Below are 19,376 nucleotides of genomic sequence, written 5' to 3' on the forward strand. Positions count from 1 at the left end.
AGAGGAGGCTATTTCGTGGAGTCAAAACCGACCATGTTGCAGGAACGAATGGCAACATTAGATATTTTACGAGGCATTAGTTTGGTAGGTATTTTACTTGTAAATATGTATACCTTTTATTTGCCAATGCCGCATATTGATTTGGCATCGTGGTTTACAACACCATCTGATATTGTTTGGCAAAAAAATATAGACATATATGTGCAGGGAAGCTTTTACCCATTATTTGCAATGCTATTTGGTTATGGGCTTGCCATGCAGTGGCAAAAAGCACAGAGCCGTGAACAAAATTTTTACACACTAGGTCTTCGCAGACTGTCTGTATTGTTTGTTTTTGGTTTTCTACATGCTGTGCTGATTTGGTGGGGCGATATATTAATGATGTACGCGTTCTGTGGCGTTTTTTTAGTGCTATTCCTACGCTTTAGTCCTATTTGGTTAGTAGCTAGTGCATTTATTATTAACGGTTTAATGCAAGTTTTTATGTTATTCGTTGTAGGAATTATTCTTTTTAATACCAAGGTAGATGATTATTTAGATATCGTATCTGTAGAGAAGGCTATTACGGCTTATGGTACAGGCAATTGGGTAGATGCCTTTATGCAACGCTTAACAGATTTATCGACGCAGGCAGGCATAGGGATGTGGTTTGCAGCACTGTTCACTATTTTACCGTATATGTTAATAGGTGCTGCAGCGTCAAAATGGCGTCTAGTAGAACGAGCTAAAGAATTGAAATGGCTCTGGCTGACATTAGGGATCACGGGGTTGGTCTTTGGTATCGGTGTTAAAAGTTTACCAATTATGTTTACAAGAACATATTTACTAGATTATCTAAAGGTATACATAGGTGGTCCAATTTTAGCAGTAGGGTATATCGGGGTCATTGTGTTACTTTGCTTAGTGCCAATTGTACCGAAGTTACTTAGTCCTTTTGCTAAAATTGGTCGTATGTCCTTAACGATGTATATTCTTCAATCTATTATAGGTACTTGTTTATTCTACCAATTTGGCTTTGGCTGGTACGGTAAAGTCACTGTGGAAACAGGGGTATTAATTGCTATCGGCATTATTGTTGTGCAAATGATCCTAGCTGAAGTTTGGTTATCTAAGTGGAAACAAGGACCATTAGAGGCGATATGGCGTAAATTAACGTATAAGCAAAACGTGGAATCACGTTAATATATGCCTCTTCACATGCATAATTTATGAAGATAGTACAACTTATAAAATTATTGTCGCAAAAGTAAGGCAATTTCTATCATATTGTTGTATTATGTAGAAAAAAGAAGGAGCTCTTAAAATCATGAAAATTTTATCATTCAAATTAGGTGGACATGTAAGCTTTGGACCAAAAGTAAAAAAAGAAGAAGCGGTATGGGATGTACTCGCTATTCAAAATGAACTTCAAGTTCTCCCTTCTTTTTCAAGTTCAATTGTGGATGGCATTGCTTTAGGCTTTGATTTCGTTGAACAGATTCGTAAATTAGTAGAAGCAGCAGAAAAATCAGATCGTGCCGATAGTTTTAAACGTGAATTTACAGATATCGAGTGGCTTTCACCAATTCCGCGTACACCCAAAAATATTATGTGTATCGGTAAAAACTATGATGAACATGCCAAAGAAATGGGTGCAGAAGCAGCACCAACAGATTTAATGGTATTTACAAAATCACCAACTGCTATTGCAGCGGATGGACAAACAATTTCCATTCATGCTGACCTTTCTTCCAAAATGGACTATGAAGGTGAGCTAGCGATTGTTATTGGAAAACGTGGTAAAAATATTCCTAAAAATTTAGCATTTGATTATGTATTTGGTTATACAATTGCTAATGATATATCAGCTCGTGATTTACAAGACAAGCATAAACAATTTTTCTTAGGTAAAAGCTTGGAAGGTACTTGCCCTCTTGGACCATACCTTGTGACAAAGGATGAAATTCCAAATCCACAAGACTTAACAGTGGTGACAAAGGTCAATGATGAAGTACGCCAAAACGGTTCTACGAAGGATATGATGTTCTCTGTTGAAACCTTAGTATCTATTCTATCTCAACATGTAACATTAGAGCCAGGAGATGTTATTTTAACAGGTACGCCTGCAGGAGTTGGAAAAGGGATGAACCCGCCACAGTTCTTAAAGGCTGGGGATACAGTAAAAGTATCTATTCAAGGCATTGGTACATTAGTCAACCATTTTGAATAATGACGATAACCATCCGCGTGAGTCCTTACTCCGCGGATTGTTTCTTTCTACACTCGATAGGCTGTGAGATGTCGAGCTATAATTGATGTAAATTATGTGAACACTGTTGTAATGTTTGAAACCCTTTCCATCGCATGGTAGGATAGAGTTTGATAGAAAAATGAATGAGGTGGGACAAACATGAGTTTTTTAACTAGCCAAACGCATTTGCATATTACTACGTGGGTTATTGCTATTGTTATCTTTTTAATCGCTGCACTAATGGGCAAGCAATCGAAGGGCTTACATATGGCTTTACGTCTATTCTACGTATTAATTATCATCACAGGTGGGGCATTATTCTTTAAATATCAGGCTGGAGACCCGATGATGTACGGACTGAAATTTTTATTCGGTATTTTAGTAATTGGTATGATGGAAATGGTATTAGTGCGTCAAAAGAAAAACAAACCAACAGGGATGTTTTGGGCATTATTCGCAGTATTCCTATTTATCACGCTGTTCTTAGGCTTTAAGCTACCATTAAACATTAATTTCCTAGCATAATAATTTCTTAAAGGTCGTGAAGTATTTGCTTCACGGCTTTTATTTTGCCAAAAGGGTGAATACGAGAGAACTGACACCTTTTTGCCCTAATTCATTTCGCATTTTCGTAAAATCTTTTGAAAAGATAGCGACGTGACAGTGTTATTTGGTAAAATGACGATGGATTGGTTTGAAAGAGAGGGAATAACAGTGAAATTTAAGAAGTGGATAAGTGCGACGGCTGCATCACTTTTATTAGCAACTTCATTCGTAAGTACTACACCAGTAGCGCATGCGGATGAAAAAGCAACAACATCGATAGCAGAAGAAAGCATCTTTGATTTACTCGTTGACCGTTTCTTTAATGGTTCGGGCACAAACGATTTTGATACAAATACGAAAGACCCTTCGAAATTTGCAGGAGGCGATTTTACAGGTCTGCAAGATAAGCTAAAATTTATTGGTGAGATGGGTTTTACAATTGTTTCTATTGGTCCTATTTTTTCTACAGAGAAATATGATGGATCACTACTTACAAGCTACACGACAATCGAACGTCATTTTGGAACAACAGAAGAATTCCAAAGTGTTGTAGAAGCCTATAAAGCTAAAAATATGTCCATCATGGTGGATTTCCCGCTCAATAATGTGAGTCCAAATCATGAATGGGCAAAGGACTCATCAAAAGCTGACTGGATTGCTTCTACGAATAATGGACAAGTACAATGGGATTTATCGAACAAAGCTGTGCAAGAGGCGCTCATTCAATCAGCCACTGAATTTGTTTCTACATATGATGTTGGTGGTATTCGTTTAACGAATATTGCAGAGGCTGATATAGCGTTTGTCAATGCGATGATTGCAGCATTAAAAGAGACAAAAGCATCTCTTTACGTGATTGCTAATGAAGAAAGTGATGCTGATTTTGATGCAACCTTCTCACCAGCAACAGCGGATATTTATCGTAATATTTTTAAAAACGTGGATATGGATTCTTCTAAATTAATGGAGCCTTTTACAGGAGAGAAGCCGACACAGATTATGGTGGATTCACTTGAAACCCATCGTTTTACATTCGATTCTGCGACTGAAAATATGTTTCCGCCTACACGCTTAAAAATGGCGATGGGTGCTTTATTTATGCTTCCTGGGATTCCCGTTGTGCAATATGGTACAGAAATCGCCATGAATGGGGAAGCAAAACCAGATACACATCAGTTGTATAACTTTAAAACTGATGAAGAATTGATTGATTATATTAAAAATGTTCAATCCTTACGTAATCAATCTGCAACTTTACGTAAAGGTGATTTTGAAGTAATTACAAATGACAATGGCCTACTTGTCTTCACACGTACCTCTGACGAAGAAAAGTGGGTAATTATGGTGAATAATACAGGCAAAACGCAACGTGTGGACTTAACACCAGCGCAACTTGGTGAAGGGAAAATGCTGAACGGAATTTTACATGAGGAAAAAGTTCGTATAAATGAAAAAGAGGTTTATCCTGTTATTTTAGACCGAGAAATGGTTGAGATTTATCAGGTTCGCAATGATGAAGGCTTAAACATGCCCTACATGGTTGCCCTTGGTTTAGTGTGGGTCATCTTTATCGGCTTTGTTGTTATCATCATTAAACGAGGAAAAGTTCGCCGTCAAGAACAAGACGTCCAACAACCATAGCACAACGAAAAAGCATGCTAGGAGCAATCCTAACATGCTTTTTATTAGCCTTGATAGCTTTTGTTCGTAAAGAAGATTGCAATAGTGCCTGGTCCTACATGTGAACCGATTGCAGAGCCAATCATAGTAATTTGAACAGCTTGAGGAGAAAAACGTTCCTGAATAGAAGCCTTTACTTCATTGGCAAAGGCCACATCATCACTATGACTAATACCAACAATTTTATCCGTAAAGCTTCCGCCACGCTCCTGCATTAAATCTAACATACGATTAAGTGCTTTTTTACGACCACGTGACTTTTCAATAGGTATCAGCTTGCCTTCCTCTACATTTAAAATAGGCTTAATGCTCAGAAGACCACCTAAAAAGGCACTGGCCTTGGATACACGACCACCTTTGGCAAGGTAATCTAAATCTTCTACTGTAAATAAATGCTCCATCTGAGGTGCATATGCACTCATTTTAGAGGCCATATCCTCTAAGGATACCCCTATATTTCGAAGGCGAACTGCTTCCTCTACAACTAGACCATGTCCTAGTGAAGCGCATTTAGAGTCGATAATGACTAATTTTAATGAAGGATATTGCTCTAATACTTGATTGCGAATCATTTGAGCAGTACTATATGTGCCGGATAATTCCGATGAAAAGGCAATATAGATGCCTTCTTCTTCATTTTTAGCTAGTTCCTCAAAGTGCTTTAAAAACAGCTCAGGTGACACTTGTGATGTTTTTGGTTGAGCACCTTGGCGGATGGCATCGTAAATCTCTTTGGAATCAATCGTAATGACATCTTCATATTCTTTGTTGTTCAATTGCACTCGTAAAGGGAGTAACACGACATCATTTTCTTCATAGTAAGACTTCGGTAGATCGCATCCACTATCCGTAAAAATCTTCATTCTCTTGTCCCCCTAATTTCAACTTACTCATCAAGTATTTTTAACTTTATTCAGTCGGTACTCACTTAAGATAAATGGAAGGGGTACCACTGAATAAAGTTAAACTGGTAAAAATGGAATGTTAACTTGAACTTACTACTTAACTATGATAATTTCAAGCGTTCAATGAGGATTTTCGCGATTCCATCATCATTATTTGTTGCTGTAATTTCATTGGCAATGTTTTTAAGACTTGGAATACCGTTCCCCATCGCTACACCAAGTCCAGCATATTCGATCATTTCTAAATCATTGTCTTCATCACCAAACGCGATGATACGCTCACGTGGAATACCTAAATCTTTTGCCACATGCGCAATACCCACAGCTTTATTTAAGCCGCGACGTACAATTTCAATAATATGAAGTGGCGCGCCCCATCGACGATGCTCAATAACTTCTGCGTGCACCGCCTGTAAATGGTCACGTATAATGACCGAATTCGCTTCATTTGCTTGAATTAATAAACTTGTGGGATTTTCCAAGAGATGTGTGTATAAATCCCCAAGTGTGATTTTGGGATTACCCATATTAAAAATATTTAAGATACGATCATCCTCTGTGTGTACATAAATATCATCTTTTACCTCAGCGATAATATTTTCATACTCGTAACTATTGATGGATCCAACAACATCATGTACAACACTTAAATCAATCGGTGTGTGCATATGTTGCCAAGATACATTTTTGGGATGATGTACATATGCGCCATTAAAATTGACAATGGGTGTAGTGAGCCCAAGTTCATGATAATAAAGATCACTTGCACGGTATGGACGCCCCGTTGCAATCATCACTTGATGCCCTAATTCCTTAGCCTGCAATAATGTTTTTTTCGTTTTTGCTGAGATTTGTTGTTGGTCTGTTAATAAAGTACCATCTAAGTCTAGTACGATTAAATGCGGTTTCATAGCTCGTTGCCCCTTTCCTATAGTTTGAATAGTATCTCTTTGTCTTTCATTCGTCAAAATTTTGTCACAGTGAAAAAAGTTTGCTAACATAAAGATGAGACAATAGTTGGGAGTGACAAAAATGTTTGTAGAAAAAGAAGTGTGGGGAAATATTCCTTTATTACATATACATACAGACAAGATGAATGAAGAAACCCCAGTAGTTATTTTTTTGCATGGCTTTATGAGCGCGAAAGAACATAACTTACACTATGCATACCAATTGGTGCATAAGGGGGTGCGTGTCCTATTACCAGATGCAAAATTTCATGGTGACCGTAGCGAAGGCCTTACAGAAATACAAATGAACTTGAAATTTTGGGATATTGTTTTAAATTCTATTCATGAAGTGCAACAATTATATGATGAATTAAGGAATAAAAATTTATTGGCCAGTCATAATATTGGCATAGCAGGTACTTCAATGGGCGGCATCGTGACCTCCGGCTGTTTAAAACTTTATGATTGGATAAAAACAGCGTCAATATGTATGGGTGCACCAGGTTTTATTAAATTAGGTGAATATCAATTGCAGCAATTTGCAAAAAGCGGTATCAATTGGCCGATGTCAGAGGAAGATGTTCAAAAAGTGAATGAGCTCTTAGCTAAATATGATGTTAGTTTAACGCCAGAAAAATTCGCAGGTCGTCCAGTTTTCTTTTGGCATGGAGAATTAGATAAAACAGTACCTTTCCAAGAAACGTATAAATTTTATGAGACATTACGGGAATACTATCAAGCAAGCCCTGAATATTTAAAGTTTATGGTGAACAAAAAGGCAGGACATGCAGTCCCACGTGACGGTATGCTAGCAGCAACAGACTGGCTTGCACAGCATTTGGCATAACAGGATGCATCTGCTATGATAAGGTTAACACTATGATGGAAGGAGAAATACGAATGGATCAAGATATGAAAGATAGCATGTTTGGTGCTTTAGAAAATGTAATTGACCCTGAGCTTGGGATTGATATCGTCAACTTAGGTTTAGTATATGATGTAGATTTAGATGATGAAGGTGTAGCAACTGTTACGATGACATTAACATCGATGGGATGCCCACTTGGGCCAGTTATTGTGGATCAGGTGAATACGGCATTAGGGGAACTTCCAGAAGTGAAAAGTACAAATGTTAACATTGTATGGAATCCACCTTGGTCAAAAGACAAAATGTCACGCTATGCAAAAATGGCATTAGGCGTACGCTAAAATTGCAACATTAAAAATCCCTGCTTATTTTATAGGCAGGGATTTCATGTTGTTGAAAAAAGATGATGTTCATAGTAGAAAAAGAACCTTTAGCAAGGCGAGGGGTTGATTTCCGTTCCGCCAGCGTCCTTTCCAGGGGGCGTCCGATAAGCCGCTGCTCCAATCACCCATGTGGTAAAAGGATAGACTCTTATTTTCAATGTGGAGAAGTGATGAGTGACAACACCAGTAGTGAATACATTCACTTTATTTGAAAACCTTGCTAAAAAGAAATATTTTTATGGGTTGGAGTGGAAGGCTACTTGACTCCCGTGGGATAGCGAGACAGGCGAGCCCCTTCACGGAGGAAGCGGCTCGGCGCTCGCCTTCAAGAAAGCAAGTAGCCTGCGACGGAAATCCATTTTCACCTTTCACAAAAATGCTATGGATGGTTTTGTTTTTCAACACGATAAAATCCCTGCTATATTTTATAGGCAGGGATTTCGTTTGTAACGAAATTAATCGATACGGCATATTTGTAATGGACAATTTTCACAAGCAATTTCATTTTTTAAAAATTGTAAATCATGAATTGTAATAAAGCCTTTATCAAAAGTGATAATATCGTGTTTTTTTAAATCATTCAACATGCGATTAATCATTTCACGACTTGTTGCACACAAATTCGCAATTTCCGTATTTGTTAGCTGGAAATCAATAAAAATTGAGCCATTTTCTAAAGGTTTACCATACGTATTGGAAAGCCGAATGAGCGTTGAAAATAAAGCACCTTTTTTTCCATTTAACACTAAATCACGCAAACGACTTTGATGCTTTAAGTTTTCTGTTTGCAACCACTTTATATATTCCACCATAACAGTAGGCTGATCTTCTAGTAAATGCTCCAATGATTTACGACTTAACACATACATCGTAGAAGGCTCTAATACCTTTGCAGTCATGGAATTATAGACTAGGTTACAAAATAATGACCCCTCTCCAATTATACTGTCAGGACCACAAATACGAATAGTTAATTCCTTGCCAGTTTCGGTTTCTTGGCTTATCGAAATCACACCAGATTGGATGTAATAAATTTCTTTTGCCCGTTCACCCTCTAGAAAAATTTTATTTCCTTTATTCACTTTGATAAAAACACCATGCTTTTGAAATAGATCCTTCATTTTTTCAAACATATTATCCATTAAAACCATATCTCCAACACATCGCTTTCTTTTTGTAATAAACGGCAATTATTACAAAAGGATAGTGGATTTTTCGATACTAAAACATAGAAACATACCATTATTATAACGTAAATTTCCATAATCCGTGAAAAAATTTTAGTGCGATTTCTTTGCGAAGCAATGTCGATTGATGTAAAATAAAGTTAGTCAAAAAAGGTCAAACTTTTTAAAAGAACAAGAATGGGTATAACAATGATAAGAAACATGATGGTAAAGGAGTGCTAGCTATGCAATTTCAACAAACAGATAACAAAAAACCACTAGAGCAATTTGGACGAAATTTGATTGAAGAAGTTAAAAACGGCAAAATGGACCCTGTTATCGGGCGTGATGAGGAAATTCGAAATGTCATTCGTATTTTAACACGCAAAACGAAAAATAATCCTGTATTAATTGGTGAACCAGGAGTTGGTAAAACAGCGATTGTTGAGGGTTTAGCACAGCGTATTGTGAAAGGCGATGTGCCAGAGGGCTTGAAAGAATGTGTGTTATATGAGCTAGATATGAGTGCTTTAATTGCAGGGGCAAGCTATCGTGGCCAATTTGAAGAGCGCTTAAAAGGTGTGTTAAAAGAGGTGAAAGATTCAGAAGGACAAATCATTTTATTTATTGATGAAATTCATACCATCGTCGGCGCAGGCAAAACAGACGGTGCTATGGATGCAGGGAATATGCTCAAGCCTATGCTTGCACGCGGTGAACTACATTGTATTGGTGCTACAACACTAGATGAGTATCGGATGTACATTGAAAAAGATCCTGCTTTAGAGCGACGATTCCAGCAAGTTCTTGTACGTGAGCCTTCGATTGAGGATACGGTTTCCATTTTACGGGGCTTAAAAGAACGCTTTGAATTACATCATGCAGTACGAATTCATGACAGAGCAATTGTTGCGGCAGCAGAACTGTCCAACCGATATATTACAGAGCGATTTTTACCTGATAAGGCAATTGATTTAATTGATGAGGCTTGTGCGATGATTCGTACAGAAATTGATTCGATGCCACAGGAATTAGATGCAGTGACACGTCGCATTATGCAGCTTGAGATTGAAGAACAGGCATTACGTAAGGAAAAGGACGAGGCAAGTAAAAAACGTCTAGAGCAATTGCGTGAGGAATTAACAAAATTAAAAGAATCCTCAGAGGGCATGCGCCAACAATGGGAAGCAGAAAAAGAAATGCTACACGACATTCAGAAAAAACGGGAAACATTAGATAAATACCGTCGTGATTTAGATGAAGCAGAAAGTAAATATGATTTAAATAAAGCTGCCGAATTACGCCATGGCAAAATCCCAACATTAGAAAAGGAAATTCAGGAACTCGAAAAACAGTTAGAAAATGGGGCAGAATCCCGCATTTTACGTGAAGAAGTAACGGCAGATGAAATTGCTGCGATCGTTTCCCGCTGGACAGGAATTCCTGTAACAAAATTAGTAGAAGGAGAGCGTGAAAAACTTCTACGATTAAAGGATACATTACATGAAAGAGTAGTCGGTCAAGACACAGCAGTACAATTAGTAACAGAAGCTGTATGGCGTGCACGTGCAGGTATTAAAGATCCACATCGTCCGATTGGTAGCTTTTTATTCTTAGGTCCAACAGGTGTTGGTAAAACTGAGCTTGCTAAGGCACTTGCTGCGCAGTTATTTGATGCAGAAGATCACTTTATTCGAATTGATATGAGTGAATACATGGAGAAACATAGTGTGTCTCGTCTCGTTGGTGCTCCTCCAGGCTATGTAGGTTATGAGGAGGGCGGACAATTAACAGAAGCTGTACGCCGAAATCCATATTCCGTGGTCCTCCTAGATGAAATTGAAAAAGCGCATCCAGATGTGGCGAATATTTTATTACAAATTTTAGATGATGGCCGCATTACAGATAGTCAGGGACGTATGGTGAATTTTACAAATACAGTGGTCATTCTAACATCCAATATTGGCTCTAGTTATTTAATGGAGGCAAAAGAAGGCGATAATGCTGTTGAAGACTTAGTCATGGCGGCCCTACGCCAACATTTTAAACCAGAATTATTAAACCGTATGGATGACATTATCTTTTTCCATGCTTTATCTACAAAGCATTTTACTGCGATTGCTTGGAAGTACGTGGAGCAACTGATTAAACGTGTGGCAGAACAGGAAATTACTTTATCTGTCGAGCAAGAGGTTATTGACTGGGTAGTACAGCAAGGAGCGGATGCTCAGTTTGGAGCGAGACCATTAAAACGCTTTGTACAACGACATATCGAAACAGCAGTAGCTAGAGAACTGCTTCGTGGTGAGGTTTTACCAGGAGAAACTTTGCATGTGAAAATGCGTGATGGTCAATGTGTTGTGGAAAAATAACAGAAAAAACCTGTTCGGCAATATGCTGAACAGGTTTTTTCTAGATAAATTAATGATGGTCTGCAGCTTCTGGTGTAGGGTCGTTTGGAATGATTGCTCCAATAATAAAGATTAGAATGGAGAATACAACGGAAACGATTGCCCCTGTTTTAAAATCGAATGGTACACCAAGTACAGAGCTGACTACGTAGTTTAACATAGAAACTAGTAGGAATGACCATATGAACGTTACGATATATTGCATTAATTTCACCTCAACCGAACTTTTTTCATTATAAGGTTTTACTCATATTCATTATCATATCATAACATAAATCGAAAAAAAATGAACCTTTTATGTGAAACATGGCGAATTTGTCACAACAAATACGAGGATCTGCAATTTATATTCAACGGTATATCGTAGCATTTGATTGTAGAAGGTATGCTGATGTTTAATGATAGGAAGTTAGTGTGTGTTTTGTAATGAAGAAGAGTCAGGGGAATTTGTCTCGATTAGGGTTTTTGCTCGTAACGAGTGAAGAAGCGCTCTAATTATAGTAGGGACTTGGCTCAGAGCTAGTAGAAAGCGCCCCTAAGAAAGACACTCCGCTCATAAAAAGGTGAACAGTACTATGACGTAGAAGTTCACCCGCTCGAAAACGACGATAATGCCAAAACTCTCGCCTAACCTAATAAAGAGTCAGCCATCACCAAAAATAAAATCTCCACCACGTCCAAAACACATTAATTTTAAATCATCTTGCGTCCTTCCTTTCGTATGCGTTATAATTATGACCAGTTACTAATAATTGATAGTAAGAAAGCTGAGGGGTTGCTATATGAACGCTGGTATTATAGGAATTGGCAAATATGTTCCTGAGAAGGTCGTTACAAATTTTGATTTGGAAAAAATAATGGATACTTCAGATGAATGGATTCGAACTCGAACAGGCATTGAAGAACGTCATTTTGCGGCAGAGGATCAGGAAACTTCAGATTTAGCAGTAGCAGCTGCTAAAGAAGCTATTGCAAAAGCGGGTATTACGCCAGAGGAAATTGGTTTAATACTTGTAGCAACTGTCACACAGGATCAAACTTTTCCAAGTGTAGCATGTATGGTTCAGGAACAAATCGGAGCAGTGAATGCGGCGGCGATGGATCAAGCAGCGGCATGTGCAGGATTTATATATAGCTTAGTGACAGCGAAGCACTTTGTAGAGGCAAATACTTATAAATATGTCTTAGTAGTAGGTGTAGAAAAGCTGTCGAAAGTCATTGATTGGAAGGATCGTAATACAGCTGTTTTATTCGGTGATGGTGCTAGTGCAGCCATTGTTGGGCCAGTATCTGAAGGCAGAGGTATTGTATCATTTGAACTTGGTGCAGATGGTACAGGCGGCAAAAACCTTTATTTAACACAGCAAGACACAATTGCAATGAATGGCCGTGAAGTGTTTAAGTTTGCTGTACGTCAAATGGGTGAATCGGCTGTCAATGTGTTAGAGAAAGCAGGATTAACAAAAGAAGACGTAGATTTTTTAGTGCCGCATCAGGCAAATATACGAATTATGGAATCTGCTCGTGAGCGATTAGAGCTACCACCTGAAAAAATGTCAAAAACGATTCATAAATATGGAAATACTTCAGCAGCATCTATTGGTATTTCCTTGGTAGATGAGCTCGAAGCAGGTAAGATTAAAGAGGATGACTTATTAGTCCTCGTTGGTTTTGGTGGCGGCTTAACATGGGGTGCCGTAGCCATGAGATGGGGAAAATAAGAAGGAAAAATGCTTGAGGGGAGTAAGACAATGAGTAAACGACGAGTAGTAATTACAGGAATTGGCGCAGTTACACCACTAGGAAATAGCATCGAAGAAACATGGGCTAACATCAAGGCTGGTAAATCTGGCATTGGTGAGCTGACACGATTGAATAAAGAACTTTTTGCAGCAAAAATCGCAGCAGAAGTGAAGGATTTCGATATTGAAAAATATATTGATCGTAAAGAAGCACGTAAAATGGATCGTTTTACGCACTACGCGTTAGCCGCTTCCATTATGGCAATGGAAGATGCACAATTAACAATTGATGAAGAGTTAGCTCCACGTGCGGGTGTATGGATTGGCTCTGGTATCGGCGGTATGGAAACTTATGAACAACAATTTTTAACATTCCAAGAGCGTGGCGCAAGACGTGTCAGCCCATTCTTCATTCCAATGATGATTCCTGATATGGCTTCAGGGCAAGTATCTATTCACGTTGGTGCAAAAGGTATTAACTCATGTTCTGTAACGGCGTGTGCTTCGGGAACAAACTCCATTGGTGATGCCTTTAAAGTAATTGAACGTGGGGATGCAGATGTGATGATTTCAGGTGGTGCTGAATCACCAATCGTTACAATGGCTGTGGCAGGCTTCTGTGCAAATACAGCTTTATCATTAAATCCAGACCCACAAGCAGCATGTCGTCCATTTGATAAAAACCGCGATGGTTTTATTATCGGAGAAGGCGCTGGTATCGTTATTCTAGAAGAGTATGAACATGCGAAAGCTCGTGGCGCTAAAATATATGCTGAAGTTTTAGGTTATGGTGCAACAGGTGATGCGCATCACATTACGGCTCCAGCTCCAGAGGGTGAGGGGGCAGCACGTGCAATGACGCAAGCATTGACAGATGGTGGAGTTGATCCATCACAAGTTGATTATATTAATGCACATGGTACTAGCACACCTTACAATGATTTATTTGAAACACAAGCTGTTAAAACTGCTTTTGGTGATCATGCGTATAAGCTTGCTATGAGCTCTACAAAGTCTATGACGGGTCACTTATTAGGAGCAGCTGGTGGTGTGGAAGCGATTTTCACAGCATTAGCCTTAAAAGAAGGCATTTTACCTCCAACAATTAATTTAGTAGATCCAGATCCAGAATGTGATTTAGATTATGTTCCAAACGAAGCGAGAGAAGCAAACATTCAATATGCGATGAGTAATTCTCTTGGTTTTGGTGGTCACAATGCCAGTCTTCTATTCAAAAAATATGAAGCATAATATATAAACTTAAAAAACGTCAGCCAAATTTTAAAATGTACCCTATAAGATAGACACTTTCCAAAAGGTCATCTTATAGGGTATTTTTATTTATAATGAAGAAAAAAACGAGCGGTGGTAAATAGTATGACTAAAAATTTTTTTTCGGAACAACAACAGGCACAATTAAAATTAAATCCATACGTCAAATCAGTAAGCGCGAAAGCCATTACTTATACAGATGAATTTAAAGAATTTTTTATTGATGAATACGATAAAGGAAAATATCCAAGTGAAATTTTCCTTGAGGCGGGTTTTGACATTGAAGCCCTTGGTCCAGCGCGTATTCGGAGAGCTTCGAATCGTTGGCGCACAGCTTATAAAGAGCATGGGCTAACAGGTTTAGAAGATGCTAGAAAACATGCTTCAGGTCGCCCTTTAGAACGCGTATTAAGTATAGAAGAAAAATACGCCCGCTTAGAAGCGAAGATGAAATTGTTAGAAGCAGAAAACGAATTTTTAAAAAAGCTAGATCAACTCGAAAGGCAGCTGATAAGGAAGAAATCAAAATAAGTACTACACAAAAATTTGAGTTAATCCATCAAATTATTGAAAAATATCAATTAAAACGAATGGTACGATATCTTTGTGAAATGGCACATGTTTCACGCTCAGGCTACTATCGCTATTTTAGAGTAGAAGCTGTCTTAACTCGTCAAAAACAGAATGAAGAAGATGAAGTGGTGAAAGAAGTCATTTTAAAGGCCTTTCATTTCCGAGGACGAAAGAAAGGCGCACGTCAAATAAAAATGACACTAGAAAACCAATATGAAATTACGTACAACCTTAAGCGTATCCGTCGCATTATGAAAAAGTTTAATATTATCTGTCCCATTCGAAAAGCGAATCCAGCGCGTCGTATGGCAAAAGCAACGAAGGAACATCGTATATGCCCTAACAATTTACACCGCAACTTCAAGCAAGGTGTGGCAGGAAAAGTATTACTAACCGACATCACATATTTAATATATGGAGGCGGTAAACGTGCTTATTTATCAACGATAAAAGACGCCGAAACAAATGAAATTTTAGCTTATGAAGTATCTTCTACATTGAGTATAGAAATTGCGCTCAATACCTTACATAAATTGAAGAAACATCGCCATTTAAGGGAAGATGCCTTTATCCATTCGGATCAAGGTTTCCATTATACGAATCCAAAATTTCGAGCCTTAGTGAAGAAAATTGGCTTAGGACAGTCCATGTCACGTCGAGGAAACTGTTGGGATAATGCGCCACAAGAATCATTCTTTGGGCATTTTAAAGATGAAACAACTATTAGAGCATGTGAAACGTTAGAAGAAGTAAAGAAAGAAATTAAGAGTTATATGATTTACTACAATCATTATCGAGGGCAATGGAATTTAAAAAAGCTGCCGCCTGTAAAATACAGACAGCAGCTTCAAGAAGTTGCCTAACCTTTTTCAAAATGTCCTTTACAAAGGGTACACTTTATTTAAACGGCTGACGTCTTTTTTTATAGTTTTGTGAATAAATGATAAGTAAGAAGAAATAGAAAGGATGCCTCTACTGTGTTTCGTCTCTTTTTATTTTTAGTAAGCTATGGCTTAATGATCCTCTCTGTAGGGAATCTCATATTGTATTTAAATTATCGAACATTAGGTTATTCCTGGAAGGTTGTTTTCAAATTTATTTTTCAAACAACAGAATTTTATATGGCGGTAGGAGCCTGCATTATCATTTGTGCTGTTGTGCTTGATTTAGGCTTTGATCGCTCCACAGACAAGCCATAAATTAGCGACGTGTGCGGCCGAGACCCATTGCATCTTCCATGCGTTTTAATGTAGCACTGGCAATCGCATTCGCCTTTTCAGCACCTTCATCTAAGATGACATCTAATTCAGAGGATTCTACTAAATGATAGAATTTTTCTTGAATTGGTGTTAGATGTTCGATAACAGCTGTTGCAACACCTTGCTTGAATCCACCATAACCAATTCCCTCATATTTTTTGACTAAATCTTCAATGGCTATACCAGAAATAGCCGATTCGATTGTCAATAAATTCGAGACACCTGGTTTATTTTCTACATCAAATGCAACAATACCATCAGAATCCGTAACCGCTGATTTAATTTTTTTCTCAATGTCCTTTGCCGTATCTAGCAAACGGATTGTCGCTTTCGTATTAGGGTCAGATTTACTCATTTTCTTTGTTGGCTCTTGTAAGGATTTAATACGAGCGCCTGCTTTTGGTAATTGAATTTCTGGAATTGTTAAAACGTCACCAAAGCGTTTATTAAAACGTTCTGCAAGGTCACGAGTTAGCTCGATATGCTGCTTCTGATCATCGCCGACAGGGACAATGTTTGTGTTGTAAAGTAGAATGTCTGCAGCCATTAACGGTGGATATGTTAAAAGAGCAGCAGAAACGCTTTCTTTACCATGTGATTTATCTTTAAATTGTGTCATACGTTCTAGCTCCCCGATAGACGCAACACATTGTAACATCCATCCTGCCTGAGCATGCGCTGGCACCTCTGATTGAATGAATAACGTAGATTTTTTAGGGTCGATGCCAGTAGCAATATAGGTAGCTGCCAGCTTACGAATGCTTTCACGTAATTCTTTAGGATCTTGGGCAACCGTGATCGCATGCTGATCAACGATACAATAAATAGCATTTCCTTCGTCTTGTAGTGCAGGAAATTGCTTGAATGCTCCTAAATAGTTCCCTAAAGTAACGATTCCTGTAGGCTGTACGCCTGAAAAAATAGTTGTCATTAAAAGTTCCTCCTCGAATTCAAATTCCGTGATGGTTGTCAGCGGCATTTACTCACTTTTCCACCTCACGATAAAGACAAAAAAACATCATGCGTCCTCATTAGATTTTTTCTAATGAAGGGACGAATGATGTTTTGAATCCGCGGTACCACCCAGCTTGCCTAAAAGGCCACTCAGCTTCGTAACGTGAAGGGACGAGCTCTGCTAATAGCTTCTAACAGCGTTCACAAAGCTAACTCGGAAGTCCATTCCACATGTCTCCACGATCTGTTTGCAGCAACCACAGACTCTCTAAACGTGAAATGAACATATGTACTACTCTTCGTCAGCGTTTTTCTCAATTTAAATTATTCAAATTGATTTGATTGCAAAGAATTATATTATAAAGATTCCATTGTGTAAAGTCAGACTTTTGACGGTGGTTTTTTTCGAGAAAAAATTATATGCTTTTTTTGTTGTGTAATTTTGTTATAAATATAAAATTTTTTATTAAAATTGTGTTTAGGTGTACACGTCAAATTGACAATTTTCTCGTTTAATCTTTTTAAATGAGAACAACTAAGATACATGCTTGGATGTTTAAAATGCACTGAAAGTGGGAATGTTAGTAGTAGCACATAAGATAGAAGGAAATACGCTTTATTAAAAGCTGTATAAAGAGACAGAATAATTTGTGATGGGTTCAGTCTTTTTTTATTGGAACTATATTCAAATACAGCTGAGTGCTGTATAATGGTACTGTGTATTTTACTTTACATTAATTCTAATTTAACACTTTGGTTCTGGTTTATAGATAATGATTACAAAATGAAAGGATGTGTCAGAATGATCGTAACCCTATTTACATCACCAAGTTGTACCTCTTGTCGTAAAGCGAAAGCTTGGTTAGAGGAGCACGAAATTCCATATACAGAACGTAATATATTTTCTGAGCCACTAAGTATTAGTGAAATTAAAAAAATTTTACGTATGACAGAAGACGGGACAGATGAAATCATTTCTACTCGTTCAAAAATATTTCAAAAATTAAATGTGGATGTTGAAAGTTTACCACTACAACGTTTATATGAATTAATTCAGGAGTATCCTGGTTTATTACGCCGACCAATTATTTTGGACGAAAAACGTCTACAAGTTGGCTATAATGAAGATGAAATTCGTCGCTTCCTACCTCGAAAAGTTCGAGCATATCAGCTTCAAGAAGCGCAACGAATGGTGAATTAAACCTACTCATTTTGAATAATATATATTGTAGATGTTACAAATGTGGAATGCATGTTGTGACATCTATTTTTTATGTTTTACTTATGTAAAACCTTCTATATGAAGTATAATAATTGATAGGGAAAAGTCATATATTTCCGTAAAAGTATGTTAAACTTGATTTAAGTTAAATAGTTTACTACAATTTCAATAATTCAAATATCTTCTGTGAAACGGTGTATATCCTTTTCATTTTATGACAGAACAGCATACAATAGAGTTAGAGACAACTGTGAACAAAAAAAATCATGTTTGCGGTTCCTCGATGGTTTTACTGAGTGTGGTCAAAGGTTGAAAAACAAATGCAGTATGAAGGTTAAAAACAAAGAATAAAAGCATACTAATGAAACAAAACTGTTTTTCAGCATATGACAGTGAAGGGAGATGAGGTCTAGTGGACATCGAACGTGTAAATGAAAATACACTCAAGCTCTTTATTACGTATAATGATATAGAGGATCGCGGCTATAGTCGTGAAGAAATTTGGTACAATCGAGCAAAGGGTGAGCAACTTTTTTGGGATATGATTGATGAAGTAAACACGGAGGATTACTTTGATGTAGAGGGTCCGATTTGGATTCACATCAATGCATCTGAAGTAGGCTTAGAAATCATTGTCACACGTGCACATATTTTAAAAGACGGTGAAACATTAGATGGTCATTCGAGTTTTGATGAACACAAAGAAATGTTTGCACCATTCGATGAAGTTGGAGAAGATCTTCTTAGCCAGCTAACTCAACTTGGTGACATGGATGAGTCAGAGTTATTTATGGATACAGACATTTATGTTTATAAATTTAAAGATATTGATGAGTTAATCCCTGTCGCAAAACGAATGACAGACGAATTAGTGGATTCCTCATTATTCAAATATGAAGATTGGTACTATTTAGTTGTTGATTTCGGGAACGCAGATGAGGATTTAAATCGTCATGATCGAAATGCGGTCATCAAGGAATTTTTAACACCATCCAATTTAACCATTCACCGTCTAGAGGAGTACGGTGAAAAGATTATGGAATTTAATTGCTTTGAAACAGTTCGAAAATACTTTGCATAAGCATTAAAATACCTCATTTTTTAGACTGTAGTAAAACTCGTAAATTTATTGAGTTTTGCTACAGTCCTTTTTTTGCATTCATATTTAAGCTATCATCGGTTAATTGACCAGCGTTGTACAGGCCTCTCTGCTCA

Annotated in this window: 19 protein-coding genes and 1 other annotated feature; of the genes, 14 read left to right on the plus strand and 5 right to left on the minus strand. The window is 37.7% G+C overall.

Annotation, left to right across the window (positions count from 1 at the left end; translation table 11 throughout):
* Nucleotides 1-15: 15 nt before the first annotated feature.
* The 4 genes from MKY46_RS03645 (at nt 16) to MKY46_RS03660 (ending at nt 4,417) form a co-directional block, all read left to right on the plus strand.
* On the plus strand, nt 16-1,182 hold the full coding sequence (locus MKY46_RS03645; protein ID WP_036120926.1) for a DUF418 domain-containing protein: 1,167 nt from the start codon (nt 16-18) through the stop codon (nt 1,180-1,182).
* Nucleotides 1,183-1,306: 124 nt separating this feature from the next.
* Nucleotides 1,307-2,209, plus strand: coding sequence for a fumarylacetoacetate hydrolase family protein (locus tag MKY46_RS03650; RefSeq protein WP_036120924.1), 903 nt, complete (start codon nt 1,307-1,309; stop codon nt 2,207-2,209).
* Between the two features lie 180 nt (nt 2,210-2,389).
* On the plus strand, nt 2,390-2,755 hold the full coding sequence (locus MKY46_RS03655; RefSeq protein WP_036120921.1) for a YisL family protein: 366 nt from the start codon (nt 2,390-2,392) through the stop codon (nt 2,753-2,755).
* A 132-nt stretch (nt 2,756-2,887) separates the two neighbouring features.
* Nucleotides 2,888-4,417 carry an alpha-amylase family glycosyl hydrolase gene (locus MKY46_RS03660; protein WP_230593788.1) on the plus strand — a complete coding sequence of 510 codons (1,530 nt, stop codon included), beginning with the start codon at nt 2,888-2,890 and terminating at the stop codon, nt 4,415-4,417.
* Nucleotides 4,418-4,461: 44 nt separating this feature from the next.
* Here MKY46_RS03660 and MKY46_RS03665 read toward each other — a convergent pair whose 3' ends face one another.
* Together MKY46_RS03665 and MKY46_RS03670 are read right to left on the minus strand one after the other, a co-directional pair.
* Entirely contained in the window at nt 4,462-5,319 is an 858-nt protein-coding gene (locus MKY46_RS03665; RefSeq protein WP_036120917.1) for a DegV family protein, read from the minus strand.
* 143 nt (nt 5,320-5,462) lie between these two features.
* A complete protein-coding gene (locus MKY46_RS03670) occupies nt 5,463-6,272 on the minus strand; it encodes a Cof-type HAD-IIB family hydrolase (RefSeq protein WP_036120914.1) in 810 nt (269 codons plus the stop codon).
* Between the two features lie 121 nt (nt 6,273-6,393).
* Between MKY46_RS03670 and MKY46_RS03675 the strand changes: the two genes are divergently transcribed.
* The gene (locus MKY46_RS03675; RefSeq protein ID WP_036120911.1) at nt 6,394-7,158 is read left to right on the plus strand and encodes a prolyl oligopeptidase family serine peptidase; all 765 of its coding nucleotides are present in this window, start codon (nt 6,394-6,396) and stop codon (nt 7,156-7,158) included.
* A 53-nt stretch (nt 7,159-7,211) separates the two neighbouring features.
* On the plus strand, nt 7,212-7,520 hold the full coding sequence (locus tag MKY46_RS03680) for a metal-sulfur cluster assembly factor (protein WP_036120908.1): 309 nt from the start codon (nt 7,212-7,214) through the stop codon (nt 7,518-7,520).
* A gap of 497 nt (nt 7,521-8,017) precedes the next feature.
* Here MKY46_RS03680 and MKY46_RS03685 read toward each other — a convergent pair whose 3' ends face one another.
* Entirely contained in the window at nt 8,018-8,704 is a 687-nt protein-coding gene (locus MKY46_RS03685; protein ID WP_036126671.1) for a Crp/Fnr family transcriptional regulator, read from the minus strand.
* 269 nt (nt 8,705-8,973) lie between these two features.
* Here MKY46_RS03685 and MKY46_RS03690 point away from each other — a divergent pair, with 269 nt between their 5' ends.
* Nucleotides 8,974-11,100: an ATP-dependent Clp protease ATP-binding subunit gene (locus MKY46_RS03690; RefSeq protein WP_080717137.1), complete on the plus strand. Its 2,127-nt coding sequence runs from the start codon at nt 8,974-8,976 to the stop codon at nt 11,098-11,100.
* Between the two features lie 49 nt (nt 11,101-11,149).
* Here MKY46_RS03690 and MKY46_RS03695 read toward each other — a convergent pair whose 3' ends face one another.
* Nucleotides 11,150-11,344, minus strand: a complete 195-nt coding sequence (locus tag MKY46_RS03695; protein WP_004227469.1) for a YjzD family protein — start codon at nt 11,342-11,344, stop codon at nt 11,150-11,152.
* 577 nt (nt 11,345-11,921) lie between these two features.
* Here MKY46_RS03695 and MKY46_RS03700 point away from each other — a divergent pair.
* From MKY46_RS03700 to MKY46_RS03720, 5 genes are all read left to right on the plus strand, one after another.
* Complete coding sequence (locus MKY46_RS03700) at nt 11,922-12,860, plus strand: beta-ketoacyl-ACP synthase III (protein ID WP_036126669.1); 939 nt, start codon at nt 11,922-11,924, stop codon at nt 12,858-12,860.
* 30 nt (nt 12,861-12,890) lie between these two features.
* The gene (gene fabF / locus MKY46_RS03705) at nt 12,891-14,132 is read left to right on the plus strand and encodes a beta-ketoacyl-ACP synthase II (RefSeq protein ID WP_036126666.1); all 1,242 of its coding nucleotides are present in this window, start codon (nt 12,891-12,893) and stop codon (nt 14,130-14,132) included.
* Between the two features lie 126 nt (nt 14,133-14,258).
* Nucleotides 14,259-14,684 (plus strand): IS3 family transposase, encoded by a 426-nt coding sequence (locus MKY46_RS03710; protein ID WP_036126546.1) that lies wholly within the window; start codon nt 14,259-14,261, stop codon nt 14,682-14,684.
* The gene (locus MKY46_RS03715; RefSeq protein WP_230593935.1) at nt 14,627-15,589 is read left to right on the plus strand and encodes an IS3 family transposase; all 963 of its coding nucleotides are present in this window, start codon (nt 14,627-14,629) and stop codon (nt 15,587-15,589) included. The genes MKY46_RS03710 and MKY46_RS03715 overlap by 58 nt, the downstream gene beginning before the upstream one ends.
* Nucleotides 15,590-15,703: 114 nt before the next feature.
* Complete coding sequence (locus MKY46_RS03720) at nt 15,704-15,925, plus strand: hypothetical protein (protein WP_036126664.1); 222 nt, start codon at nt 15,704-15,706, stop codon at nt 15,923-15,925.
* Nucleotide 15,926: 1 nt separating this feature from the next.
* On the opposite strand, the gene trpS is transcribed toward MKY46_RS03720, so the two are convergent.
* A complete protein-coding gene (trpS, locus tag MKY46_RS03725) occupies nt 15,927-16,916 on the minus strand; it encodes a tryptophan--tRNA ligase (RefSeq protein WP_036126679.1) in 990 nt (329 codons plus the stop codon).
* Between the two features lie 115 nt (nt 16,917-17,031).
* Nucleotides 17,032-17,254, minus strand: a binding site (T-box leader).
* 490 nt (nt 17,255-17,744) lie between these two features.
* Between trpS and spxA the strand changes: the two genes are divergently transcribed.
* Nucleotides 17,745-18,140, plus strand: coding sequence for a transcriptional regulator SpxA (spxA, locus tag MKY46_RS03730; RefSeq protein WP_025116803.1), 396 nt, complete (start codon nt 17,745-17,747; stop codon nt 18,138-18,140).
* A gap of 433 nt (nt 18,141-18,573) precedes the next feature.
* The gene (gene mecA, locus MKY46_RS03735) at nt 18,574-19,242 is read left to right on the plus strand and encodes an adaptor protein MecA (protein ID WP_036126663.1); all 669 of its coding nucleotides are present in this window, start codon (nt 18,574-18,576) and stop codon (nt 19,240-19,242) included.
* Nucleotides 19,243-19,376 lie beyond the last annotated feature (134 nt).

The organism is Lysinibacillus sp. FSL M8-0355 (assembly GCF_038008985.1).
Taxonomy (GTDB): Bacteria; Bacillota; Bacilli; order Bacillales_A; family Planococcaceae; genus Lysinibacillus; species Lysinibacillus fusiformis_D.